This window comes from Shewanella maritima (assembly GCF_043643735.1).
Taxonomy (GTDB): domain Bacteria; phylum Pseudomonadota; class Gammaproteobacteria; order Enterobacterales; family Shewanellaceae; genus Shewanella; species Shewanella maritima_A.
On sequence record NZ_JBHZSM010000003.1, the window covers coordinates 43,081 to 67,829 of the forward strand.

A 24,749-nucleotide genomic window follows, 5' to 3' on the forward strand; every position below is an offset into this window, starting at 1 on the left:
TGTTCAGTTAATAGATTAAGGATAGGTTCTACTCAGGATTTTGATTACAATAATCAACCATATTTTATAGGTATCAGTCGCCGGAGATTTAGCTTTGGCTATTGGTCGCAGGAAGAAGTGAATTAAGGAATTTACATGGTTTCAGTCCGTGAAGCACACTTTAATACCGAGCCTTTTCAATTAGATGAATGGGTCGCACGTTATATTGAAGATAATGATGATGCTAAACGACTCAAAGATTTGATTATTTCACTGGAAGCGATACCCGTGACAAATCAAATCGCCCATGCTCAGCTTTTAAGTCGAGCTCGGGAAATGATTGAAATTCTTGCGCCTCTAAATATGGACATCGAGACCTTACAAGCCGCTGTATTGTTTGTTGTGCTTGAAGCTGGGCTAATCGATTGTGAAATCATCGAAGAAAAGTATGGTAAAAGCTTGGCCAAACTGGTTGAAAGCGTTGTTACCATGGAAGCCATTGGCGCTTTGAAAGTAGATGGGCACTCTGCCAGGACCGGTGAGTCACAAGTCGATAATATTCGTAAAATGTTACTTGCGATGGTTGCTGATGTACGTGCGGTGGTGGTGAAGCTTGCCGAGCGTGTTTGTTTATTACGTGCAGTCAAAAACTCCGATGAAGAAACGCGAGTACTACTTGCCAGAGAAATTGCTGACATATATGCACCACTGGCTAATCGCTTGGGTATTGGCCAATTGAAGTGGGAGTTAGAGGATATTTCATTCCGTTATCTTCACCCACAAGTCTATAAAGATATTGCTAAACAATTAGATGGTAAAAGGCTTGATCGCGAAGTCTATATCGACAAGTTTGTTTCAGATTTACAAGCCCGTTTGGATAAAGATGATATCCGCGCCAAAGTGTATGGTCGGCCTAAGCATATTTACTCCATCTGGCGCAAAATGAAAGGTAAAGACCTTAAGTTTGATGAGCTGTTTGACGTACGCGCCGTTCGTATCGTCACTGATCGCTTACAAGATTGTTACGGTGCGTTAGGTGTGGTGCATACCTTATGGCACCATATCCCACGAGAGTTTGATGACTACGTGGCCAACCCTAAACCTAATGGTTACCAATCTATCCATACCGTAGTGGTGGGGCCTGAAGGTAAAACCGTTGAGATCCAAATTCGAACCGAAGCGATGCATCAAGACGCTGAGCTAGGGGTCGCTGCGCACTGGAAATATAAAGAAGGCGCGGCCAATGCTAAGCAAAGTGGTTATGAAGAAAAAATTAACTGGTTACGTAAAATTTTACAGTGGCAAGAAGATGTTGCTGAAAGCGGTAATCTCGTTGATGAAGTCAGAAGCCAAGTGTTTGAAGACCGTGTGTATGTGTTCACGCCTAACGGTGAAGTCGTCGACTTACCTTTAGGTTCGACAGTACTCGATTTTGCATATTACATTCACTCTCAAGTGGGTCATAAATGTATTGGTGCCAAAGTTGATGGCAGAATTGTGCCGTTTACATATCAGGTTGAAACTGGTGAACGCATTGAAATCATCACCTCAAAACACCCAAACCCTAAGCGTGACTGGCTAAACCCTAACTTGGGTTATATTAAGTCGTCGCGCTCACGCTCAAAGATCCAGCATTGGTTTAAGCAGCAAGACAGAGATAAAAACATTGTTGCCGGTAAAGAAATGCTTGAAAACGAACTGTCACGAATTGGCTTGAAACTGAAAGATGCCACTGTGGCTATCGATCGTTTTAACTTGTTATCTATGGATGATATGTTGGCGGCAATTGGTGGTGGGGATTTACGTTTAAATCAGGTGGTTAATTACACTGAAGGTCAGATACGTAAAGAGCCTGAAACAGAAGAAGACCTCGTTGAAGACATCATTAAGAAATCTTCCAGTAAGCCTAAAAAGTCAGGTTCAGGACAGGTTGAAGTAAATGGGGTTGGTAACTTGATGAGCCATATTGCTAATTGTTGTCATCCGGTTCCTGGTGATGAAATCTTTGGCTATATCACCATGGGGCGGGGGATTTCTGTGCACCGTAGCGATTGTGAGCAGGTCAAAGAGCTAATGCGTGCTCACCCAGAGCGTAGTGTTGATGTGGTTTGGGGGGAGAACTACTCAGGTGGTTATCGGATTAAAGTGGCTGTTGAAGCCCATGACCGCAGTGGTTTACTACGTGATGTCACGACCGTGCTAGCCGCTGAAAAATCCAATGTTATGGCAATGAGTTCATCATCCGATGTGAAAACCCAAACCGCTACGGTCGAATTGGAACTAGAGTTGTATAACTTAGATGGTCTTTCAAGAGTGCTGGCAAAGCTCAATCAAATTGAAGGTGTGATGCAGGCTAGACGGGTATAACAAGTAGATGCTTGGACAGCTTGGCTATTCAAACTAGTTATACATAGCTAGCATGTATAGCAAGAGCTATTAATTGTAGAAAATAAAATGGGCGATTGTATAAAGGTGAAACCAATATGGTTTCACCTTTTTAGTCAATAAGGCGTGGTTAAACTTTTGCTTCAAGCTGGGTGAGCATTAACCAGCCTAAAACGCCTAACTAACAGCAGTAGAATACCGAAAAAGGCATAAGATGAATCATCGCAACGCAATTGAAAAACTGCAATGGATTATGACGCAACTGCGGGACCCAGAAACGGGTTGTCCTTGGGATAAAGTGCAAGATTTTACATCCATCGTTCCTTTCACCCTAGAAGAGGCCTACGAAGTTGCAGATGTCATTGAGCAAGGCGATTTTGACAGTTTGCCCGACGAGCTAGGTGATTTGTTGTTTCAGGTCATTTTTTATTGTCAATTGGGTAAAGAACAAGGTGACTTTGATTTTGAAGATGTCGCCAACCGTATTTCCGATAAGCTTATACGTCGCCACCCGCATGTGTTCAATTCAAGTGATGTCTCACTAACCCAAACTGATTTATCTACACAGGTTCATCAAGAAGGAGAGGTCGATAATATTGTTTCGACTTCTCAAGTTAAGCAGACATGGGAAGCCATTAAGCAGCAAGAAAGGCATCAGAAGCAGCAAATGTCATTGCTTGATGATATTCCTAAAGCACTGCCTTCACTTAAACGCGCCATCAAGATCCAAAAGCGTGTTGCGCGTGTCGGGTTTGATTGGGCCGAACTTGAACCTGTGGTTGCCAAAGTGCATGAAGAAATAGATGAAGTGATGGCCGAAGCGAAGCACTTAGCCACTGAGCCAGAAGTATATCAACCAAAAGTTGCTGAAGAGATGGGGGATTTATTATTTGCTGTTGCTAATATGGCTCGGCATCTTGGCGTTGATCCTGAGCAAGCTCTCAGACAAGCCAATTATAAATTCGAAAAACGCTTTAAAGGAGTAGAGTCACTTGCGCAGAAAAGTGATAAAGCACTTGAACAACACTCTTTGGAAGAGTTAGACCTTTATTGGGAGCGGGTAAAACGAACTGAGATAAAGTAATAGCACCTAATAGATCGTTAAAAATAGGCTAGAAGCCGTTTTGTTCAAGCTTGAGATTGATTAGTTTTCACCATGGCGTTTAGAGAATTGCCTGCGTGATTTTACTGCAAATGTTGACTGCACTTGTATCACAGCAAAGGAGAGCAAAGATTAGGGCTAATGAGTGCGGTGTACTACACTATAAAGGATCAAAATTTATTCGTTTAGTATTTGTTGTCTAGGGTGTGTTTTGGTACAATGTCGCCCCGTCCTAGTGCTTTCTTACAAGCACGTATTTTCCAACACAATTTCTCAGGTTCAGCATGACTACAAGGTATATCTTCGTAACTGGTGGCGTAGTTTCATCACTAGGTAAAGGCATTGCAGCAGCATCATTAGCAGCAATTTTAGAGGCGCGTGGCCTTAATGTAACCATTATGAAACTTGACCCTTACATCAACGTTGATCCGGGCACAATGAGCCCGACACAACATGGTGAAGTGTTCGTTACAGAAGATGGTGCTGAAACTGATTTAGACTTAGGTCACTACGAACGTTTCATTCGTACCAAAATGAACCGTCGTAACAACTTCACCACGGGTCGTATTTATGAAGAAGTACTGCGCAAAGAGCGTCGTGGTGACTATTTAGGTGCAACTATTCAGGTTATTCCTCATATTACGACAGCCATCAAAGAGAAAGTCATTGCGGGTGGTGAAGGTCATGATGTCGCTATCGTTGAGATTGGTGGCACAGTAGGTGATATTGAGTCCTTACCATTCCTTGAGTCAATTCGTCAATTAGGTGTTGAGCTAGGACGCGAGCGCACTTTATTTATGCATCTGACCTTAGTACCTTTCTTAGGTGCAGCAGGAGAGGTGAAAACTAAGCCGACTCAGCACTCTGTTAAAGAATTACGTTCAATCGGTATTGCACCAGATGTGCTTGTCTGCCGTGGTGATCGTGCGATTCCAGCTAATGAAAAAGCCAAAATTTCGCTTTTCTGTAATGTTGAAGAGCGCGCGGTTATTTCATTGAAAGATGTTGATAGCATCTACAAAATCCCAGCATTGCTTCGTGCACAGGGTTTAGATGAGCTAGTTGTTAAGCGTTTCCACCTTGAGTGTCAGGATGCTGATCTTTCTGAGTGGGAAAATGTGATTTACCAAGAAGCGAATCCAAATGGTGAAATTACTATTGGTATGGTGGGTAAGTACATTGAACTGCCAGATGCTTATAAGTCGGTTAACGAAGCATTAAAGCATGCTGGTTTGAAGAACCGTTTAACAGTGAACATTCAGTATATTGATTCTCAAACTGTTGAAGCAAAAGGTGGTGAAGTCTTACAAGGTTTAGATGGTATTTTAGTTCCAGGTGGTTTTGGTGAGCGTGGCGTAGAAGGCAAAATCTTTGCTGCTAAATACGCACGTGAAAACAACCTGCCTTACTTTGGTATTTGCTTAGGTATGCAAGTGGCCCTAATTGAATTTGCGCGTAATGTTGCAGGTTTAGAAGGTGCTCACTCAACTGAGTTTGACTCTGAATCTGCACACCCTGTTATTGGTTTAATCACAGAGTGGATCAATGAAGATGGTGAAGTTGAAGAACGCGATGAAGCGTCTGACTTAGGTGGCACTATGCGTTTAGGCGCGCAGCTTTGCCATTTAATTGAAGGTACTAAAGCTGCCGAAGCATACGGTAGTGCAAGTTGTGTTGAGCGTCACCGCCACCGTTATGAAGTGAACAACAACTATATTGAACGATTAGAAAAAGCTGGCTTGAAATTCAGTGGTCTTTCTTCTGATCGCAAACTTGTTGAGATGATAGAAATCCCATCGCACCCTTGGTTTGTTGCTGGTCAGTTCCACCCTGAGTTCACCTCAACACCGCGTGATGGTCACCCACTATTTGAAGGTTTTGTAGCAGCCGCTGCAACCTACCAAAAAGGTGATTTAAACGATTAAAACAAAGTAGGCCGTGATTAATAAACACGGCCTTTTTTTATTTTTTTGAACCAACTCGCAACTCAAAAGCGAAAAGCTTATTGATGCAGATAGACTTTAGGTCTATTCTAGTGCTGTTGGTTTTTTATTACAGAAATGAAAGTCAAATACGAATAAGTTTGTTGTTTATGGAGCGATAACAGATTAAATGAAGTTTATTGGTATTGATTTTTTTATTTTGTATTTAACTTTCAACTTTACACAAAAGTAAGAGGAAATTATGGCTAACATCATTAAAGTTATCGGACGTGAAATCATGGACTCACGTGGTAACCCTACCGTTGAAGCTGAAGTTCACCTAGAAGGTGGTTTCATTGGCTTAGCTGCTGCGCCATCAGGTGCATCAACGGGTAGCCGTGAAGCATTAGAGTTACGTGATGGTGATAAATCACGCTACCTAGGTAAAGGTGTTTTAAAAGCAGTCGAAGCTGTGAATGGCCCTATCGCGCAAGCATTGGCTGGCAAAGATGCTATTGCTCAAGCTGAAATTGATCAAATTATGATTGATTTAGATGGCACAGAAAACAAAGCAAACTTTGGTGCTAACGCCATTTTAGCTGTGTCTTTAGCGACTGCAAAAGCTGCCGCTGCTGCCAAAAAAGTCCCTTTATACGCACACATTGCTGATATTAACGGTACTCCTGGTGTGTACTCAATGCCTTTACCTATGATGAACATCATCAATGGTGGTGAGCATGCTGACAACTCTGTTGATATCCAAGAGTTCATGGTACAGCCTGTTGGCGCAGCAAACTTCCGCGAAGGTTTACGCATGGGCGCTGAAGTATTCCATAGCCTAGCGAAAGTATTAAAAGCTGAAGGCCACTCTACCGCGGTTGGCGATGAAGGTGGTTTCGCGCCAAACCTTGAGTCAAACGCTGCCGCTCTTGCTGCAATCAAGAAAGCCGTTGCTAATGCAGGTTACGAGTTAGGTAAAGACATCACGTTAGCTTTAGATTGTGCAGCTTCTGAGTTCTACAACAAAGAAGAAAACATCTACGACCTGAAAGGTGAAGGCAAGCAATTCACTTCTGAAGAGTTTAACCACTTTTTAGAAGGTCTAGTTAACGAATACCCAATTGTATCGATTGAAGATGGCTTAGATGAATCTGATTGGGACGGTTTTGCGCATCAGACTAAATTGTTAGGTGATAAGATCCAATTAGTAGGTGACGATTTATTCGTAACTAACACTAAGATTTTAAAGCGTGGCATCGACAACGGTATTGCAAACTCGATTCTTATCAAGTTCAACCAAATCGGTTCATTAACTGAAACCTTAGCTGCGATTAAAATGGCGAAAGATGCTGGTTTCACTGCTGTTATCTCTCACCGTTCAGGCGAGACTGAAGATGCAACTATTGCTGATTTAGCTGTGGGTACTGCAGCAGGTCAAATCAAAACAGGTTCATTAAGCCGCTCAGACCGTGTAGCTAAGTACAACCAATTGCTTCGTATTGAAGAAGCATTAGGTGAAAAAGCACCTTACAACGGATTAAAAGAAGTTAAAGGTCAGGGCTAATCTGACTAAATCTTAAAAAGGCCACCACTCGGTGGCCTTTTTTGTTGTACTATACTTGCATCGCTTTTCATCAACACTTGTTTCATTACTATGAGATCTTTAGTTGTCATATTGCTAGTGATTATTGGCTTACTCCAATACCGCCTTTGGTTTGGAGAGAATAACTATTCCCAGCAAATGGTGTTGCAGGCTCAGATCTCTGAGCAACAAAAGAGTAATGAAAAGCTAGTTGCACGTAACCAAATCCTCAAGCAAGAAATTATTGATTTAAAAAGTGGCACTGAAGCCATTGAAGAACGTGCAAGAAACGAGTTAGGCATGGTGAAAAAAGGGGAAACCTTTTACCGTGTTGTTGGTAGTGAAATTCGTTCTAGTAACCCATTCGGACAATAATCCCTATTATGACCAAAGATATTATCGCCATTGTACCGGCAGCTGGTATAGGTAGTCGTATGCAAGCTGATATACCCAAACAGTATTTGCCCTTGAATGGTCAGCCTATTATTGCGCATACACTGGCGTGTTTAGTTGAACATCCAAAAATTAATAAAGTTGTTGTGGCACTTAATCCAGAAGACGATATGTTTGCTGAACTTGCAATTGCCACTCATCCTAAAATACAGCAGGTGATAGGTGGTAAAGAGCGAGCCGATTCTGTATTGGCGGCGCTTTTGCAGACAGACGAGCAAAGCTGGGTATTGGTGCACGATGCTGCCAGACCTTGTTTAACCCATCAAGATATTGATGTGCTGATTGATGCTTCACAGCAATTTCCACAAGGGGCTATTTTAGCGTCACCAGTAAGAGATACAATGAAACGTGGTAATGCTCAAGGTCAAATAGTATCTACCGTTGAGCGAGAGCAGCTTTGGCATGCTCTTACGCCGCAATTCTTTCCGGCAAAGCAATTGAAACAAAATCTGCAGCAGGCTTTGGTTCAAGGGGCAAACATTACTGATGAAGCAAGCGCAATGGAGTGGGCGGGTGTTGCTCCTGGTTTAGTAAAGGGGCGCGCAGATAACATCAAGGTGACACATCCTGATGATTTAATGTTAGCGCAATTGTTTTTGTCCCAATAAAACCGATTGGCTGATTGGGTCATGACGTTGACTCAATGACGGCTTTGTTTGAGAAGGTTAAAATATAATGAATATACGAATTGGTCATGGTTTTGATGTTCACAAATTTGGCGGAGATAAGCCGTTAATTTTAGGTGGTGTGGTAGTGCCTTATGATCAAGGACTTATTGCTCACTCAGATGGTGACGTTGTATTACATGCCGTGAGTGATGCAATTCTAGGGGCAGTGGCTCTAGGCGATATCGGCAAGCACTTTCCAGATACGGATCCTGAATTTGAAGGGGCTGACAGCCGCGAATTATTGAAGCATTGCTATCAATTGGTCAATCAAGCTGGTTATTATTTGGGTAACCTTGATGTGACTATTATTGCGCAAGCACCGAAGATGCTGCCACATATCACAGCAATGAGACAATGTATCGCTGAAGATTTATCAGTGGACATCAGTCAAATCAATGTGAAGGCAACCACGACAGAGAAACTTGGCTTTACTGGCCGTAAAGAAGGAATAGCAGTTGAGGCTGTGACCTTATTAACTCATTCAAAATAAATGAGAATAAAATGATAGACCAATTGCATTACCTACACGGAAAACCCGATGTAACTGCCAATATTCGTACGGTAAATGAAGATTTTATTGTGCAAGAAATATTACCCTTTGCACCCACTGGCGAAGGTGAGCATCACCTAGTACACATTCGAAAGTCGGGCCTTAACACGGCACAAGTGGTCGATATGTTGGCAAAATTTGCCAAAGTTCATCCTAAAGATGTGGGTTATGCTGGGCAGAAAGATAAGAACGCCGTCACAGAGCAATGGTTTGGTATTCGTATTCCAGGAAAAGACACGCCCGATTGGAAAGCACTTAATCAAGATAATTTACAGGTGCTTGAGTGTCACCGTCACAGTAAAAAACTGCGAATTGGTGCGTTGATTGGCAATCGCTTCACACTCACTCTGAAACAAGTGTCAGATATTGAAGCCTTATTGGAGCGCTTAAACATTATCAAAGCACAAGGCGTACCTAATTATTTCGGCGAGCAGCGTTTTGGTCATCACGGCAAAAATCTTATTCAAGGTCGCAAGATGTTAAATGGTGGCCGTAAAATTAAAGATCGTAAAAAACGCAGTTTGTATTTATCTGCAGTTCGCTCCAACGCATTTAATATTGCTGCCTCTGCAAGATTAGCAGAGTCGCAGCAGCAACCGCTTGATGGTGATTGTGTCATGCTTTCAGGCAGCAAAAGCTTTTTTGTTGTTGATACATGGGATGAGGAAAATTTATCTCGGCTTGCCAGTCATGATATTCAATTGTCAGCGCCATTATGGGGGAGAGGAGATGCACTATCCCATAAGGATGCATTGGCGTCAGAGCAAGAAGCATTATCAACATTGGCTGATGATTTAGTTAGCTTAGAGCAAGCTGGGCTGAATCAGGAAAGGCGTCCAATAATATTGATGCCACAAGCTGTGAAGCACAGCATCAATGGAGATAGTGTTGTAATTGAGTTTTTCTTACCTGCAGGCAGCTTTGCTACGTCGATATTACGTGAGCTAGTGGATTATCAAGATGTACAAAATCAACAATGGCTAGAGAGCCTAAAGCAGGAAACGAAATGATCAATGTTGTTGTCAGTAACGATGATGGGGTTCATGCACCAGGCATCAAGGCATTAACTCAAGCACTTGAACAAGTTGCGAATGTGCTGACTGTCGCACCAGATAGAAATTGCTCAGGCGCCAGTAACTCATTAACCTTGACCAACCCATTAAGAATTAATAACTTAGACAATGGCTATATTGCTGTTAATGGTACTCCAACGGATTGTGTCCATTTGGCAATAAGGCAATTATGCGAGCATGAACCGCAAATTGTGGTCTCAGGTATTAATGCTGGTGCCAATATGGGCGATGACACCTTGTATTCAGGCACCATCGCTGCAGCAATGGAAGGGCGGTTTTTAGGTTTGCCAGCCATTGCAATTTCGTTAGCAGGCAAAGAGCTAACCCATTATGAAACGGCAGCGCATTATGCGGTAAAAATAGTGCAAGGATTATTAGATCACCCGATTAACAGCGATCAAATACTCAATGTTAACGTACCAGATTTACCATTAGCGCAAATTAAAGGTATTCAGGTTACCCGTCTTGGTGCGAGACATAAGGCCGAAGGCATGATAAAAACCAGTGATCCTGCTGGTAGAGATATTTATTGGTTAGGCCCTGTGGGTGCAGAGCAAGATGCAGGTCCAGGTACCGATTTTTGCGCAGTAGCAGAGGGATATATTTCAATAACGCCTTTAACTGTGGATTTAACCGCTTATAAACAGATAGACCCATTAGCTGATTGGATTTCAAAAATATGACATTAGTGGCATCAAGATTATCATCAAATTTAGCGCAGAAGCTCGCGGAGAGTGGCATTGTGGATAATCAGGTATTGTCAGCGGTGGCAAATACACCTAGAGAATTATTTTTGGATGGCGCTTTGGGGCACAAGGCTTATGAGAATACAGCATTACCTATAGGCCAAGGACAAACGATTTCACAACCTTACATAGTGGCGCGTATGACAGAGCTGTTACTGAACACTGCGCCAAAGAGTGTACTCGAAATTGGCACTGGTTCTGGCTATCAGGCTGCAATTTTAGCGCAGTTAGTGCCTCAGTTATGTACCATCGAGCGGATCAAGTCCCTACAAATTCAAGCTAGGCAGCGCTTAAAGCGTCTCGATCTGCATAATGTGTCATTCAAATATGGTGATGGTTGGAAGGGCTGGCCTAACCGTGGACCTTTTGATGGCATCATGGTCACTGCAGCAGCAGCAAGTATTCCACAAGCATTATTAGAGCAGTTAGCTGAGGGCGGCGTATTAATCATTCCTGTGGGGGAGGAGCAGCAGCAATTGCTAAAAATCACTCGCCAAGGTGATAAGTTTCATTCACAGACTATTGAAGCTGTAAAGTTTGTGCCTTTGGTTAATGGTGAACTTGCATAGGCTAAGGAATAGTTGTGAATTTTTTTGACAATGGATCCGTTAACCATATTTCCAATAACACATACCTATGGCTATGTTGCTTATGTTTTGCATTGCTGATTTTTAGTGGCTGTAGTTTCCAATCTCATCAACCCGCTCCGGTAGACAGTGTTACCTCTGCACAGCCTCGGTATGATCGCGGCTCTTTAACTGCTAACACCTATAAAGTAAAAAAGGGCGATACACTGTATTCTATCTCATGGGGGGCGAGTAAGGATTTTATTGACGTTGCAAAGATAAATAACTTACGTAAACCGTATATTATTTATCCAGGGCAAGTCCTAAAGTTGTCGGGTCAGGTTTCTACTCCGACCAGTGTCAAAAAAAATACAAAGCCTAGCACATCCAGTGTGAAAACAGCGTCTAAAACCACTCCGTCTAACGCTAATTCCATTGCAAATCAACAAGTTGCTAAAAATAGTCAATCTTCCGTCACAAAAAACGATAGTACAAAAAAAGAGCTTGATCAGAAAGCGAAGCCTGCGTATTCTGTAACGACTACCCAACAAAAAGTTAACCAAACTGTAAGTAAGCCTGTTTCGACATTACCAAGTAAGGTGAAAAGCTGGCAATGGCCAGTGAAGGGCAAGTTAATAGGGCGATTTTCTGCTTCTCAACAAGGCAATCAAGGAATAAAGATTGCTGGTAATCGAGGAGATTTAGTAAAAGCAGCTGCTGATGGAAGAGTTGTTTACGCGGGGAACGCACTGAGGGGATATGGAAACTTAGTAATTATCAAACACAACGATGATTATTTAAGTGCATACGCCCATGCAGACAAAATACTGGTTAAAGAAAAGCAATACGTCAATGCAGGTCAAACTGTTGCAACAATGGGGAGTACGGGGGCGAGCAATGTGATGCTTCATTTCGAAATCAGGTATCACGGCAAGTCAGTAGACCCATTGAAATATCTACCTAGACAGTAATCGTTTAGCAACATAATTATCGGAGGATAGGCAAGTGCAGTAGATTAAATACCACATATTAGGTTTGGGAGAGTTACTATGAGCCAAAAAAATAGCGCTGCAACAGCAGAAAATCTTGTCGACTTAGCAAAGGAACCACAATCTAGACCCGTTGCCAATGATGGTGCATCAGGACGCCAGAATGACATCGATGAAAAAGTTCAAGACGACCTACAAAAGAACCTTGACGCCACTCAACTGTATTTAGGCGAAATCGGTTTTTCCCCACTTCTTACCGCAGAGGAAGAAGTCTACTTCTCACGCAAGTCACTCAAAGGTTGTGAAAAATCACGCAATCGAATGATCGAAAGTAACCTACGACTCGTTGTTAAGATCGCAAGAAGATATAACAATCGTGGTTTAGCCTTACTCGATTTGATTGAAGAAGGTAATTTAGGTCTGATCAGAGCGGTTGAGAAATTCGACCCAGAACGCGGTTTTAGGTTTTCTACTTATGCGACATGGTGGATCCGCCAAACAATTGAGCGGGCTATTATGAATCAAACTCGGACCATTCGTTTACCTATTCATGTGGTGAAAGAATTAAACGTTTATTTACGTACTGCACGCCAATTAGCACAAAAACTGGATCATGAACCAACCGCTGAAGAAATTGCTGAAAAACTAGATGTGTCTACTGGTGATGTCAGCCGTATGCTGAAGCTTAATGAACGTATTACTTCAGTTGATACACCTCTAGGTGGCGAAGATAATGACAAGGCTCTACTAGATGTGATTGCTGATGATGATAGCGTTGGGCCAGATCACAGAGTGCAAGATGAAGATTTATCAAAATCCATTGTGGGTTGGTTGAACGAACTCAACACTAAGCAACGCGAAGTATTGGCTAGACGATTTGGTTTGTTGGGTTATGAGCCATCAACACTGGAAAATGTAGGTGCTGAAATTGGATTAACCCGTGAGCGTGTTCGTCAAATCCAAGTGGAAGCCTTAAAGCGTTTAAAAGATTTACTTGGTGCGCAAGGCTTGTCAGTAGAGGCCTTATTTAGAGAGTAAGTTGGCGCTAGCAGCGGTAGATTTATACGCTGAAATAACATTCATATTGTGGTATTTGTGAATAGAAAAGGAGCACGAAATGTGCTCCTTTTTCGTGTGATAAATTCAAGCTAGTGTTTCGCCATATTTTTTAAGCGATATAGCTCATCGAGAGCTTGTCTAGGCGTGAGTTCGTCTGGGTTAATATGCTCTAATGCCAATTCAACTTCACTGTCTTCAGGCGCAGGCATAGTTAACGGTAAACTTGTTTGATTGGTTAAGCCTGATTCTAATGGTCCACCACGAGACTCTAGTTGTGTCAGTTTATGTTTGGCTGACTTTATCACACGGGCGGGTACACCTGCTAAGGCAGCAACCTGTAAACCATAGCTTTTGCTGGCCGCACCTTCTTGAACTGCATGCATGAATGCGATGGTGTCACCATGTTCAATTGCATCGAGGTGTACATTTGCTACCGCTGGGATCATCTCTGGCATTTGCGTTAATTCAAAGTAATGCGTAGCAAATAATGTCAGCGCATTTACTTTGGTCGCCAAATACTCTGCCGCAGCCCAAGCCAGTGATAAACCATCATAGGTGGAAGTACCACGACCTATTTCATCCATTAATACCAAACTATTCGGCGTGGCATTGTGGAGAATATTGGCTGTTTCTGTCATTTCTACCATAAAGGTTGAACGGCCTGAGGCGAGATCATCAGAGGCGCCAATACGAGTGAAAATGCGATCAATTTCACCGATCACGGCTTGATCCGCTGGAACAAAACAGCCGATATGAGCCATTAATGTGATCAATGCAGTTTGGCGCATATAAGTCGATTTACCGCCCATATTCGGGCCGGTAACCATCAACATGCGACGCTGAGAGTTGAGATTAACCGGATTAGCAATAAATGCTTGTTGGCTGACTTGCTCAACCACCGGGTGTCGTCCAGCATCAATCTGCAGGCCAATCACATCTTCCATTTGTGGACAATGGTAGTTAAGCGTTTCGGCACGTTCTGCGAAATTATTCAGCACATCTAGTTGGGCGGCAGCAGTTGCAAAATCTTGCAAGTCTGACAGTTTTGGCAACATTAAATCAAACAGTTGTTCCCACAGTTGTTTCTCAAGTGCCAGTGCTTTTCCTTGGCTTGAAAGTACTTTTTCTTCGTACTCTTTGAGTTCAGGTGTGATGTAACGTTCAGTGCCTTTCAGCGTTTGTCTGCGTTGATAACTAAGTGGCACCTTGTCTGACTGTAAACGGCTTACTTCAATGTAATAGCCATGCACTTTGTTATAGCCGACCTTGAGGGTGTTGATACCCGTTTGTTCTTTTTCTCTTGCTTCTAATGCGACCAGATAATCACTCGCCCCATCACTTAATTTGCGCCACTCATCAAGCTCGCTGTTATAGCCTTCTCGAATAACGCCACCATCACGAATGAGCATGGGAGGGTTATCGACAATGGCTGCGGATAATAATTGGTGTTCTTGAGGGAATTCGCCAAGTAATTTTGCAAGTGCACGTAATTGAGGCTGCTGACAATGTGCTAATGTTTGCTGCAATTCAGGCAACAAGCCTAAAGCTTGTCTTAAACGTGAGAAGTCACGCGGCCTTGCACTGCGCAATGCCAATCTCGCCATGATGCGCTCAACATCACCTAATAACTTTAATTGCTCATATAAGCTGTCGTACAAATTGGCTTCAATAAGCTCACTCACAGCTAGATGACGTGCAGTGATTGCTTGATGGTTTCGAAGAGGCTGGTGGATCCAGCGTTGCAACATACGACTTCCCATTGGTGTTGCAGTGTTGTCCAATACAGATGCAAGCGTATTATCAAAGCCGCCAGATAAATTGACTGTTAACTCCAAATTTCTACGGGTAGCGGCATCTAATACAATCGAGTCAGACGGATTAAATCGAACAATAGAATTGATATGAGGTAGGGCCGTTTTCTGCGTATCTTTGACGTATTGCATTAAACAACCAGCAGCTTGTAATGCACTCGTGTCTTGGGTAATTCCAAAACCACTTAAATCTTTAGTGCCAAATTGGCTTAGTAATAAGTTAACGCTAGTATCATAGTCAAATTCCCATTCAGGGCGTCGGCGTACACCTTTAAACTGAGAAATAATCAGCGTGTTAGTGAAATCTTCGTTATACAGTAATTCTGCTGGGTTAGTTCGTTGCAGCTCTGCTTCTAACGCTTCATCAGTCTCAAGCTCTGCTATCACAAATCTACCAGAAGACACATCTAGCGTGGCATAGCCATAACCCACTTTAGCTTGATACACAGCCGCTAACAGATTGTCTTGCCTCTCTTGTAATAGTGCTTCATCTGTCAATGTACCTGGGGTAACAATTCTAACAACTTGTCTGTCAACTGGGCCTTTGGAGGTCGCAGGATCGCCTACTTGCTCACAAATTGCCACGGATTCTCCCAGTTGAACTAACTTGCCTAAGTAGTTTTCGACAGAATGATAAGGAATACCAGCCATCGGTATCGGATCGCCACCACTCTTACCGCGAGCGGTCAATGAGATCCCCAACAATTCAGATGCTCTTTTAGCGTCATCATAAAATAGCTCATAAAAATCACCCATTCGATAAAACAGCAGCATTTCAGCATGGGCTGCTTTCATGGTGAGGTATTGGCGCATCATGGGGGTGTGATTTGATAAGTTGCTGGTATCAATACTTGTCATTCGGTAATTAGACTCTTGGAAGCTATAGCAATATTTTAAGGAGCTAATCTTAGCAATTTTATGTTGTAAGAAGAAATAGCCGAAACAGATTCGTGTGCTAAAACATTGAAACAAAATGACTAAAAAACTTGCTGCTAAAAAAAGTTTAACCAGCACTTGATACTGTATGATTATACAGTATACTGATCATCATATTGAACAAGAAGCATGTTCTTGCTTCGGCAAGATTACTATATTTATTAGATTATTGAATACCTTATGAGGGTTTTGTAATGTCGGTTGATCCAAATAAAGAGAAAGCGCTTAACGCTGTATTAGGTCAAATTGAAAAGCAATTTGGTAAAGGTTCTATTATGAAGCTTGGCCAAGACCGCACCATGGATGTTGAAACTATCTCTACTGGTTCGCTGTCGCTTGATGCTGCACTCGGTGCGGGTGGATTACCAATGGGGCGTATCGTAGAAATCTACGGTCCTGAATCTTCAGGTAAAACAACACTCACACTTGAAGTGATTGCAGCAGCGCAACGTGAAGGTAAAACTTGTGCCTTTATTGATGCCGAGCATGCACTAGACCCTATTTATGCGAAAAACTTAGGCGTAGATATTGATAACTTACTGTGTTCACAGCCTGATACTGGCGAGCAAGCACTGGAAATTTGTGATGCACTAACTCGCTCTGGCGCAGTAGATGTCATCATTGTTGACTCGGTCGCTGCACTTACACCTAAAGCAGAGATTGAAGGTGAAATTGGTGACTCTCACATGGGCTTAGCTGCGCGTATGATGAGCCAAGCAATGCGTAAACTGGCGGGTAATTTAAAGCAATCAAACACATTGCTTATCTTTATTAACCAAATTCGTATGAAAATTGGTGTGATGTTTGGTAACCCAGAAACGACAACGGGTGGTAATGCTCTTAAATTCTACGCTTCAGTGCGTCTAGATATCCGCCGTACAGGTGCGATTAAAGAAGGTGATGAAGTCGTGGGTAACGAAACCCGCGTAAAAGTTGTTAAAAATAAAATTGCAGCACCGTTTAAGCAAGCTGAATTCCAGATTCGCTATGGTGAAGGTATTAACCGCGTAGGTGAGTTAGTTGACCTAGGTGTTGCCAATAAATTAGTTGAAAAAGCTGGCGCATGGTACAGCTACCAAGGCAAAAAAATTGGCCAAGGACGTGCGAATGCGGGTAAGTATTTAGTCGAACATCCTGAAGTTGCAGCTGAAATTGATGCCGCTCTGCGTGGACTGCTACTTGCCAATAAGTCTGCAGCAGGCACCGAAGAAAATATTGATTTAGAGACAGGCGAAGTATTCTGAATCAGTCAGCAAAATCATACGCGGTCGCGCTGTTAGCGCGCCGCGAATATTCCCGCCAACAGCTTCAAACAAAACTTGAACTTAAAGAGTTTGAGCCGCAAGAAATTCAACTCACATTAGACTATTGTCAAGCCGAAGGCTTTCAGAGCGATCCACGTTTTGCTGGTATGTTGCTTAGGAGCCACATTGCTAAATATCATGGTGTAAACCGTATCCGTCAGGCAATGACACAAAAAGGCCTTAGCAAAGAGGTGATCAGTCAAGCTATTGATGAGTCTGACTGTGATTGGTATGCACTCGCCAGAGAAAAAGCCATTAAGAAATATCGCATTCCAAAAACTAATGACTACAAAGAAAAATCTAGACGGATAAGACATATGGTAGGCCAAGGCTTTGACTTTGATCAGGTCGCCTTTGCATTAGATTATGACCCGTTATCTGAAGAGTATTAGTATTCTAGTTAGTTTGCTTTTGCAGGTGCTATCAATTACCAACAGTCAACTTCTACCAGCAGCATAAAACCGCTTTACGTGTACGCTTTAACAATAAATGCGCTTATCTCAAGTGCAATCTAGCTTAACGCTTGATCTAATCGATTTCTCTATCTCGCAAATTGATAATGAATAGGTATATAATGCGGTCAATTCTGGCGTATAGTCATTGGCCTTGGGCTATATTCCAAAAACAGAATAACGGCTAAATTTCTACTCAGGATCATTTCATGTTTCAGACCACTGCAGAATTAAGAAGTGCATTTCTAGCGTACTTTGAGAAAAACGGACACCAAGTTGTCGATAGTAGTTCACTAGTGCCGCACAATGACCCAACGTTATTGTTTACCAATGCGGGTATGAACCAGTTTAAAGAAACATTTTTGGGTATGGAAAAGCGCAACTATAACCGCGCGACTACTTCACAGCGTTGTGTGCGTGCAGGTGGTAAACATAATGACTTAGATAATGTCGGTTATACCGCGCGTCACCATACTTTCTTCGAAATGCTAGGTAATTTTAGTTTTGGTGATTACTTCAAAGAAGATGCTATTGCATTTGCATGGAACTTCTTAACTAAAACATTGCAGCTACCTACTGAAAAGCTTTGCGTGACTATCTATGATACTGACGATGAAGCATTTGAAATTTGGAATAAGAAAATTGGTGTAGCAGCGGAAAACATCATTCGCATTGGTGACAATAAAGGTGCTGCTTATGCGTCAGATAATTTCTGGCAAATGGGTGATACTGGTCCATGTGGTCCATGTACTGAAATCTTTTATGATCATGGTGAGCACATTTGGGGTGGCCGTCCTGGCACACCGGAAGAAGACGGTGATCGCTTCATTGAAATCTGGAACATCGTTTTCATGCAATACAATCGTCAAGCTGACGGTGAAATGAAACCACTACCTAAGCCGTCCGTTGACACCGGTATGGGCATTGAGCGTATTGCTGCCATCATGCAGGGTGTTCACTCAAATTATGAAATCGATATTTTCCAAAAATTGATTGCTAAAACAGCCGAGATTATTGGTGTTAATGATTTAGAGAATAAATCACTTCGCGTCATTGCCGATCATATTCGCTCATGTGCTTTCTTAATTGCCGATGGTGTCATGCCGTCTAATGAAGGTCGTGGCTATGTATTGCGCCGTATTATTCGCCGTGCAGTTCGCCATGGTAACAAACTCGGTGCCACTGATGCCTTTTTCTTCAAGCTAGTGCCAACATTGATTGATGTCATGGGGGATGCTGCTAAAGAACTTGTGGCTATGCAAGCAATTGTTGAAAAGTCACTAAAAGCCGAAGAAGAGCAATTTGCCCGTACTTTAGAGCGTGGCCTGCAAATTTTAGATGGCGCATTAACTCAACTTGATGGTGACATCTTAGATGGTGAAACTGTATTTAAACTTTATGACACCTATGGTTTCCCTGTTGATTTAACCGCGGATGTATGTCGCGAGCGTGATATCAATGTTGATGAAGCGGGCTTTGAAACTGAGATGGCGAAGCAACGTAGTCGTGCACAAGCAGCAGGTAATTTTGGTGCAGATTACAACGCTGGCTTGATGATTGAACAAGATACCCAATTTAGTGGTTACACTGAACTTAGCACTGAAGCCAAAGTTACCGCTATTTATGTTGATGGTGAACAGGTTGAGTGCTTGCAAGCTGGTACAGCTGCTGTTGTTGTGCTTGAGAATACACCATTCTACGCAGAGTCTGGTGGCCAAGTAGGCGATAAAGGCTTGCTAACTTGGCAAGGCGTTGAATTTACTGTGTCTGATACACAAACTTTTGGTGTTGCGACAGGCCACCAAGGGGAATTGATTAGTGGTGAGTTATCAGTCGGTCAATCTCTTACTGCACAAGTTGATAAGAAGCTACGCCATCGTACTGAACTTAATCACTCGGTGACTCACTTATTACATGCGGCATTACGTCAAGTACTTGGTTCTCACGTTACTCAGAAAGGTTCTTTAGTTGACCCTGAGCGTTTACGTTTTGACTTCTCTCACTTTGAAGCGGTTAAGCCTGAAGAATTAAAAACAATTGAAGATCTTGTTAATACTCAAATTCGTCGTAACCATGAACTGGCTACGGCTGAGATGGATATTGATGAAGCTAAAGCTAAAGGTGCAATGGCATTATTTGGTGAGAAGTATGATGACAAAGTGCGTGTTGTGACTATGGGCGATTTCTCAATTGAACTTTGTGGTGGTACCCATGTAGGCCGCACGGGTGATATTGGTTTATTTAAGATCACTTCAGAAGGCGGTATTGCTGCAGGTGTTCGTCGTATTGAGGCCGTTACTGGTGCAGCCGCGATGGCATACGTTGCCGAGCAAAAATCACAACTAGACCAAGCTGCAGCGCTACTAAAATCTGATAGCGCATCAGTAGTGACTAAGCTACAAGCTCAACTTGATAAAGTGAAAACCTTAGAGAAAGAACTGTCTCAGTTAAAAGATAAGTTGGCTGCTGCGGCGAGTGCTGACTTAGCTGGTGACGCGGTTGATGTTAATGGCATTAAGGTACTGGTGAAAAAGCTTGAAGGTGCCGATCCAAAATCACTTCGTGGTTTACAAGATGAGCTAAAGCAAAAGCTTAAATCTGCAGTTATCGTGCTAGGTATTCCGGGTGATAACAAAGTGAATCTGATTGCAGGTGTCAGTAATGATTTAACCAAGCAACTGAAGGCTGGTGAACTGGTAGCGATGGTTGCACAACAAGTTGGTGGTAAGGGCGGCGGTCGCCCTGATATGGCACAAGCTGGTGGTAGCCAACCTGAATTATTAGATGATGCGCTTGCTTCAGTATTACCTTGGGTTACAGAGCGATTGTAATAATCAGAATATATTTAAATAGCCTATTTTGAAAATAGGCTATTTTTTTATCTATAAAGTTGTATTTATAGGTAATTTTGCTTGAGACAACTAATTAGTTTTGGCATAGTAAATTTCTGCATCTAAAAAGGGATAAGTAATTAGCTTTTATAGACTAATCTAAATCTAGCTACTTAGGGTGTAGCGATAAATTTAGTCAAAATGACCACACTGTTGTTGCTTTTTTGTGCTGCATCTTTTGTGGTAATTACGTGTGAATGTATTAAGTTTGTTGCGCGAACTTAGCTTAATTGGGTCAAAAGAGACGAATATTCGATAAAATGTCGTTTTTGAACAAAAAAAGCTTATTTATCCGCTATTTTTAGAAATAGATACTATGATTTTATCTAAGGCTAACCTTATAATGAGCGCATATTACGGACAAAGCGTGTTATGCAGATTGAACTAAAAGGAGCAATCGAATGCTGATTTTGACTCGTCGTGTGGGCGAAACTTTAATGATTGGTGATGAAGTCACCGTAACAGTACTAGGTGTAAAAGGTAATCAAGTACGAATTGGTGTTAATGCACCAAAAGAAGTCTCTGTACATCGTGAAGAGATTTATCAGCGTATTCAATCTGAGAAGTCAGGTTCTTCATCTGAAGGTGGTAACTTCTAAGTCAGCTTAGTCGTTAACTCACGCTATAGAAGTCAGCATATTGCTGGCTTTTTTGTTTTCTGAATCTATCAACAATTTACTTGGTTAACTTACCTAAGCAGCAATAGATAATGGTTTACTTGCGAGCTTATTTCCTGTTTGCTCTCAACTTTAATATGTTCATGCTAACCCTTACGTATGACATTGTGATGACAATCGTTTTAGGCTGAATAATTAAGATCGTTTAGCGAACAGATAAATCTGATCCATTATGTTTTATGTTATTTGTCATTAATATGTTCAGACAAAAACACATTTTTTAAATTAATTCGGTTTGTTTTAGCACAATATGATTTAAAACTGTGCAAATGACGATGCAGAGCCTAAAAAGGGTTTGACTTATTTTTGTCAAACAGTAATATGTGCGCCAAGAAAACGGAGAGGTGGCCGAGTGGCCGAAGGCGCTCCCCTGCTAAGGGAGTATGGGCTTTAACTCCCATCGAGGGTTCGAATCCCTCCTTCTCCGCCATTTCTTACCCGATATCAGGGCGCGTGTAGCTCAGCTGGATAGAGTACCTGGCTACGAACCAGGCGGTCAGAGGTTCGAATCCTCTCACGCGTACCATTATCGATAGTGTTGCAAGAAAATATAAGATGCGCGTGTAGCTCAGCTGGATAGAGTACCTGGCTACGAACCAGGCGGTCAGAGGTTCGAATCCTCTCACGCGTACCATTATCGATAGTGTTGCAAGAAAATATAAGATGCGCGTGTAGCTCAGCTGGATAGAGTACCTGGCTACGAACCAGGCGGTCAGAGGTTCGAATCCTCTCACGCGTACCATATTTGTGTGGAGAGGTGGCCGAGTGGCCGAAGGCGCTCCCCTGCTAAGGGAGTATGGGCTTTATCTCCCATCGAGGGTTCGAATCCCTCCTTCTCCGCCATTCCTTTTGCAAGTTTTAAGCAATGATTTTGTTTTGAACTATGCTTTATGGAATTAAAACTGATTTGCGCGTGTAGCTCAGCTGGATAGAGTACCTGGCTACGAACCAGGCGGTCAGAGGTTCGAATCCTCTCACGCGTACCATATTAAAATGCCCTGCAATTGCAGGGCATTTTTTTCCTATTGGTCAGCTAAGCAATATCCTTTGTTTCACCTCGACAAACCATCAGTTTATCCAAATGATAAGCGCCCCTTACACACAGTAAATCATCCAAGCCTTAGCAATTTATTCATACCAACAATGACAACGTTAGCAAAAATGAAGTTTATTAAAAAAAGCACTCGTTATTTATCGATTCTTAGTAAAACTAAAGCATTATTTGAATAATATTCATCAAGGTTGTTCGGCTTACTATTATTTTGGTCAGACCATTTTACAACTGGGTATGGTAACTGGTATAGATATGTTTATATTTTGTTATCAAGTAAGGTTTTTTATTCATAGCGAACTATGAGATTCGTTTTAATCTGATTGTCCTGAATGAATAATTACGCAGTAACCCAATGAGTTGATGTCTTGTGCTCCTCGGTTATCTCTTTTCAACAATATCGCCTTTGAGTATTTCAAAGCTGTTTTGATAAAGATTACGCGTTAAACCAAATAATAATGATATAAGAGGGACTATGGAATCAATCACAGAACAACTCACCACAGCGCTGAGCATTATGCTCATGGGGATGGGGTTAGTATTTATATTTTTGAGCTTACTGATCGTTGGTATTAAGGTGGTTGCTAAACTCTTTCCTGTTGTCACAACTCAATCACCATCAACCGTATCTGTTGGAAGTAAACCTGCAACTACACAGCTAGAACCTGCACTTGTCGCTGCAATTACCACAGCCGTTCATCAGTATCGTACAAAGGCAAATTAGTCATGGGAGACGTTATGAATAAGCCATTAGCACTAACCGAGGTTGCCTTACGCGATGCTCATCAATCTATTTTAGCTACCCGTTTACGCATTGATGACATGCTACCCATTGCTCCTTTGTTAGATAAAGTAGGGTACTGGTCAATGGAGTCGTGGGGCGGGGCCACATTTGATGCTTGTATTCGCTATTTGGGAGAAGATCCTTGGGATCGAATCCGTGAACTGAAAAAAGCCATGCCCAATACGCCACAGCAAATGTTATTACGTGGGCAAAACTTATTAGGCTACCGTCACTATGCTGATGATGTTGTCACCCGTTTTGTGGAACGCGCTCATACAAATGGTGTTGATGTTTTCCGTGTATTTGACGCAATGAACGATGTTCGCAACTTAGAAACAGCAGTAAAAGCGGTTAAACAAGTTGGCGGACATGCACAAGGCACTATTTCGTACACAACTAGCCCTGTACACACTCTGAGTACATGGGTTGATATGGCCAAAAGCCTTGAAGATATGGGCGCTGATTCTTTATGTATTAAGGATATGGCTGGGTTACTTAAACCTATGGAAGCATATGAGTTAATAAGTCGCTTAAAATCACAAACTGATCTACAAATCTCTATGCATTGTCATGCTACTACAGGCTTGAGCACTGCAACCTACCAAAAAGCCATTGAAGCTGGCGTTGATGTATTAGATACAGCGATATCTTCAATGAGTCAAACCTATGGTCATAGCGCCAGTGAAACACTTGTGGCGATGGTCGAAGGTACTGAACGTGAAACTACCTATGACATGGCGCTTATGGAAGAGATTGCCGCATACTTTAGAGAAGTGCGTAAAAAATACGTTCGCTTTGAAGGTGCATTAAAAGGCATCGATTCGCGAATTTTACGCGCGCAAGTACCTGGTGGCATGTTAACCAATATGGAAAACCAGCTAAGAGAACAAGGTGCTAGTGATAAACTTGATGCCGTATTGGAAGAAATTCCTCAAGTAAGAAAAGATTTAGGCTATTTACCGCTTGTGACACCAACGTCTCAAATTGTGGGTTCACAATCTGTGATCAATGTGCTGATGGGCGAACGTTATAAATCGCTAACCAAGGAAACTGAAGGGGTACTCAAAGGCGAATACGGCTCAACACCTGCACCTGTTAATGCAGAACTGCAAAAGCGCGTATTAGGTGATTCGACAGCGATAACCTGTCGTCCAGCCGATCTACTTGAACCTGAGTTAGATAAATTACGCACTGAGTTAGCTCAGTTAGCAAGTGAGCAGGGTTTAGAACTGGCTAAAGAGCAAGATGATGATGTGATGACCTATGCGCTGTTTAACCAAATCGGTCTACAGTTTTTGCAAAACCGTGGTAATCCTGATGCATTTGAACCGGCTCCTAGCGTTGATGATATTGACACATCACCAGCTGTAAAACCTGCTTCAACTGTGACGAACGAGCCACAGACCTACACAGTAAATGTGCAAGGTCAAAGCTATGTTGTTGAAGTTGCCGAAGGTGGTGATATCAGTCAAATTGCACCTGTGTCAGCTCCTCAACCAGCGCCTGCTAATACGAGTGTTGCCGCAAATGATGTCGCTGCCGGCCCGGTCAAGGCTGAAATGACAGCACCTCTATCTGGCAATATTTTCAAGGTATTAGTCAGTGAGGGACAAGCTGTGAAGAATGGTGAAGTCGTGCTCATTCTAGAGGCGATGAAAATGGAAACTGAAGTCCGAGCATCTGAAGATGGGGTGGTGACGAGTCTTGCTGTAAAACAAGGTGATTCAGTCACTGTAGGCTCGCCATTGTTGGCAATAGCATAAGAGGCG

19 protein-coding genes, 6 tRNA genes and 1 pseudogene are annotated in these 24,749 nt (G+C 42.4%); 25 read left to right on the top strand and 1 reads right to left on the bottom strand.

The window, feature by feature from the left end; translation table 11 throughout:
- Window positions 1-135 precede the first annotated feature (135 nt).
- The 12 genes from relA (at window position 136) to rpoS (ending at window position 13,053) form a co-directional block, all read left to right on the top strand.
- Window positions 136-2,346 carry a GTP diphosphokinase gene (gene relA / locus ACHUGF_RS04395; protein WP_394129582.1) on the top strand — a complete coding sequence of 737 codons (2,211 nt, stop codon included), beginning with the start codon at window positions 136-138 and terminating at the stop codon, window positions 2,344-2,346.
- A gap of 232 nt (window positions 2,347-2,578) precedes the next feature.
- Entirely contained in the window at window positions 2,579-3,448 is an 870-nt protein-coding gene (gene mazG, locus ACHUGF_RS04400) for a nucleoside triphosphate pyrophosphohydrolase (RefSeq protein ID WP_394129583.1), read from the top strand.
- Between the two features lie 302 nt (window positions 3,449-3,750).
- Window positions 3,751-5,391, top strand: a complete 1,641-nt coding sequence (locus ACHUGF_RS04405; protein ID WP_394129584.1) for a CTP synthase — start codon at window positions 3,751-3,753, stop codon at window positions 5,389-5,391.
- 259 nt (window positions 5,392-5,650) lie between these two features.
- On the top strand, window positions 5,651-6,952 hold the full coding sequence (eno, locus tag ACHUGF_RS04410) for a phosphopyruvate hydratase (protein ID WP_394129585.1): 1,302 nt from the start codon (window positions 5,651-5,653) through the stop codon (window positions 6,950-6,952).
- Between the two features lie 90 nt (window positions 6,953-7,042).
- On the top strand, window positions 7,043-7,345 hold the full coding sequence (gene ftsB / locus ACHUGF_RS04415) for a cell division protein FtsB (RefSeq protein WP_394129586.1): 303 nt from the start codon (window positions 7,043-7,045) through the stop codon (window positions 7,343-7,345).
- Window positions 7,346-7,353: 8 nt separating this feature from the next.
- The gene (gene ispD / locus ACHUGF_RS04420; RefSeq protein WP_394129587.1) at window positions 7,354-8,031 is read left to right on the top strand and encodes a 2-C-methyl-D-erythritol 4-phosphate cytidylyltransferase; all 678 of its coding nucleotides are present in this window, start codon (window positions 7,354-7,356) and stop codon (window positions 8,029-8,031) included.
- Window positions 8,032-8,098: 67 nt separating this feature from the next.
- On the top strand, window positions 8,099-8,581 hold the full coding sequence (ispF, locus tag ACHUGF_RS04425; protein ID WP_394129588.1) for a 2-C-methyl-D-erythritol 2,4-cyclodiphosphate synthase: 483 nt from the start codon (window positions 8,099-8,101) through the stop codon (window positions 8,579-8,581).
- A 14-nt stretch (window positions 8,582-8,595) separates the two neighbouring features.
- Entirely contained in the window at window positions 8,596-9,651 is a 1,056-nt protein-coding gene (truD, locus tag ACHUGF_RS04430; RefSeq protein WP_394129852.1) for a tRNA pseudouridine(13) synthase TruD, read from the top strand.
- Window positions 9,648-10,397, top strand: a complete 750-nt coding sequence (gene surE / locus ACHUGF_RS04435) for a 5'/3'-nucleotidase SurE (protein WP_394129589.1) — start codon at window positions 9,648-9,650, stop codon at window positions 10,395-10,397. The genes truD and surE overlap by 4 nt, the downstream gene beginning before the upstream one ends.
- Window positions 10,394-11,029, top strand: a complete 636-nt coding sequence (locus ACHUGF_RS04440; protein ID WP_394129590.1) for a protein-L-isoaspartate(D-aspartate) O-methyltransferase — start codon at window positions 10,394-10,396, stop codon at window positions 11,027-11,029. Before surE ends, ACHUGF_RS04440 begins: the two co-directional genes overlap by 4 nt.
- Window positions 11,030-11,076: 47 nt before the next feature.
- A complete protein-coding gene (locus ACHUGF_RS04445) occupies window positions 11,077-11,997 on the top strand; it encodes a peptidoglycan DD-metalloendopeptidase family protein (protein ID WP_394129853.1) in 921 nt (306 codons plus the stop codon).
- A 78-nt stretch (window positions 11,998-12,075) separates the two neighbouring features.
- On the top strand, window positions 12,076-13,053 hold the full coding sequence (gene rpoS, locus ACHUGF_RS04450) for an RNA polymerase sigma factor RpoS (protein ID WP_394129591.1): 978 nt from the start codon (window positions 12,076-12,078) through the stop codon (window positions 13,051-13,053).
- 110 nt (window positions 13,054-13,163) lie between these two features.
- Here rpoS and mutS read toward each other — a convergent pair whose 3' ends face one another.
- On the bottom strand, window positions 13,164-15,743 hold the full coding sequence (gene mutS / locus ACHUGF_RS04455; protein WP_394129592.1) for a DNA mismatch repair protein MutS: 2,580 nt from the start codon (window positions 15,741-15,743) through the stop codon (window positions 13,164-13,166).
- Between the two features lie 272 nt (window positions 15,744-16,015).
- Here mutS and recA point away from each other — a divergent pair, with 272 nt between their 5' ends.
- The 13 genes and pseudogenes from recA to oadA all read left to right on the top strand — a co-directional run bounded on the left by recA (window position 16,016) and on the right by oadA (window position 24,743).
- On the top strand, window positions 16,016-17,065 hold the full coding sequence (gene recA, locus ACHUGF_RS04460) for a recombinase RecA (RefSeq protein ID WP_394129593.1): 1,050 nt from the start codon (window positions 16,016-16,018) through the stop codon (window positions 17,063-17,065).
- Window positions 17,062-17,181: pseudogene (locus tag ACHUGF_RS04465) on the top strand (recombinase RecX); the annotation flags it as partial. The gene recA and the pseudogene ACHUGF_RS04465, both read left to right, overlap by 4 nt.
- Window positions 17,170-17,517 carry a regulatory protein RecX gene (locus ACHUGF_RS04470; RefSeq protein ID WP_394129854.1) on the top strand — a complete coding sequence of 116 codons (348 nt, stop codon included), beginning with the start codon at window positions 17,170-17,172 and terminating at the stop codon, window positions 17,515-17,517. The pseudogene ACHUGF_RS04465 and the gene ACHUGF_RS04470, both read left to right, overlap by 12 nt.
- Before the next feature lie 269 nt (window positions 17,518-17,786).
- Window positions 17,787-20,408, top strand: coding sequence for an alanine--tRNA ligase (gene alaS / locus ACHUGF_RS04475; protein WP_394129594.1), 2,622 nt, complete (start codon window positions 17,787-17,789; stop codon window positions 20,406-20,408).
- A 461-nt stretch (window positions 20,409-20,869) separates the two neighbouring features.
- Window positions 20,870-21,067, top strand: a complete 198-nt coding sequence (gene csrA / locus ACHUGF_RS04480; protein WP_011865020.1) for a carbon storage regulator CsrA — start codon at window positions 20,870-20,872, stop codon at window positions 21,065-21,067.
- Between the two features lie 416 nt (window positions 21,068-21,483).
- Window positions 21,484-21,575: transfer RNA gene (locus ACHUGF_RS04485), tRNA-Ser, on the top strand.
- A gap of 19 nt (window positions 21,576-21,594) precedes the next feature.
- A tRNA-Arg gene (locus ACHUGF_RS04490) sits at window positions 21,595-21,671 on the top strand.
- A 31-nt stretch (window positions 21,672-21,702) separates the two neighbouring features.
- Window positions 21,703-21,779: transfer RNA gene (locus ACHUGF_RS04495), tRNA-Arg, on the top strand.
- A 31-nt stretch (window positions 21,780-21,810) separates the two neighbouring features.
- Window positions 21,811-21,887, top strand: a tRNA-Arg gene (locus ACHUGF_RS04500).
- A 9-nt stretch (window positions 21,888-21,896) separates the two neighbouring features.
- A tRNA-Ser gene (locus ACHUGF_RS04505) sits at window positions 21,897-21,988 on the top strand.
- A 66-nt stretch (window positions 21,989-22,054) separates the two neighbouring features.
- Window positions 22,055-22,131, top strand: a tRNA-Arg gene (locus ACHUGF_RS04510).
- A 540-nt stretch (window positions 22,132-22,671) separates the two neighbouring features.
- The gene (locus tag ACHUGF_RS04515; RefSeq protein ID WP_394129595.1) at window positions 22,672-22,920 is read left to right on the top strand and encodes an OadG family protein; all 249 of its coding nucleotides are present in this window, start codon (window positions 22,672-22,674) and stop codon (window positions 22,918-22,920) included.
- A 14-nt stretch (window positions 22,921-22,934) separates the two neighbouring features.
- On the top strand, window positions 22,935-24,743 hold the full coding sequence (gene oadA, locus ACHUGF_RS04520; RefSeq protein ID WP_394129596.1) for a sodium-extruding oxaloacetate decarboxylase subunit alpha: 1,809 nt from the start codon (window positions 22,935-22,937) through the stop codon (window positions 24,741-24,743).
- Window positions 24,744-24,749 lie beyond the last annotated feature (6 nt).

Coding starts and splice junctions, on each gene's coding strand:
- mazG (WP_394129583.1), top strand. CDS start 2,579: ATGAATCATCGCAACGCAATTGAAAAACTGCAATGGATTATGACGCAA.
- alaS (WP_394129594.1), top strand. CDS start 17,787: ATGTTTCAGACCACTGCAGAATTAAGAAGTGCATTTCTAGCGTACTTT.
- ACHUGF_RS04440 (WP_394129590.1), top strand. CDS start 10,394: ATGACATTAGTGGCATCAAGATTATCATCAAATTTAGCGCAGAAGCTC.
- ftsB (WP_394129586.1), top strand. CDS start 7,043: ATGAGATCTTTAGTTGTCATATTGCTAGTGATTATTGGCTTACTCCAA.
- csrA (WP_011865020.1), top strand. CDS start 20,870: ATGCTGATTTTGACTCGTCGTGTGGGCGAAACTTTAATGATTGGTGAT.
- eno (WP_394129585.1), top strand. CDS start 5,651: ATGGCTAACATCATTAAAGTTATCGGACGTGAAATCATGGACTCACGT.
- oadA (WP_394129596.1), top strand. CDS start 22,935: ATGAATAAGCCATTAGCACTAACCGAGGTTGCCTTACGCGATGCTCAT.
- ACHUGF_RS04405 (WP_394129584.1), top strand. CDS start 3,751: ATGACTACAAGGTATATCTTCGTAACTGGTGGCGTAGTTTCATCACTA.
- ACHUGF_RS04515 (WP_394129595.1), top strand. CDS start 22,672: ATGGAATCAATCACAGAACAACTCACCACAGCGCTGAGCATTATGCTC.
- surE (WP_394129589.1), top strand. CDS start 9,648: ATGATCAATGTTGTTGTCAGTAACGATGATGGGGTTCATGCACCAGGC.
- ispD (WP_394129587.1), top strand. CDS start 7,354: ATGACCAAAGATATTATCGCCATTGTACCGGCAGCTGGTATAGGTAGT.
- ispF (WP_394129588.1), top strand. CDS start 8,099: ATGAATATACGAATTGGTCATGGTTTTGATGTTCACAAATTTGGCGGA.
- recA (WP_394129593.1), top strand. CDS start 16,016: ATGTCGGTTGATCCAAATAAAGAGAAAGCGCTTAACGCTGTATTAGGT.
- relA (WP_394129582.1), top strand. CDS start 136: ATGGTTTCAGTCCGTGAAGCACACTTTAATACCGAGCCTTTTCAATTA.
- mutS (WP_394129592.1), bottom strand. CDS start 15,743: ATGACAAGTATTGATACCAGCAACTTATCAAATCACACCCCCATGATG.
- rpoS (WP_394129591.1), top strand. CDS start 12,076: ATGAGCCAAAAAAATAGCGCTGCAACAGCAGAAAATCTTGTCGACTTA.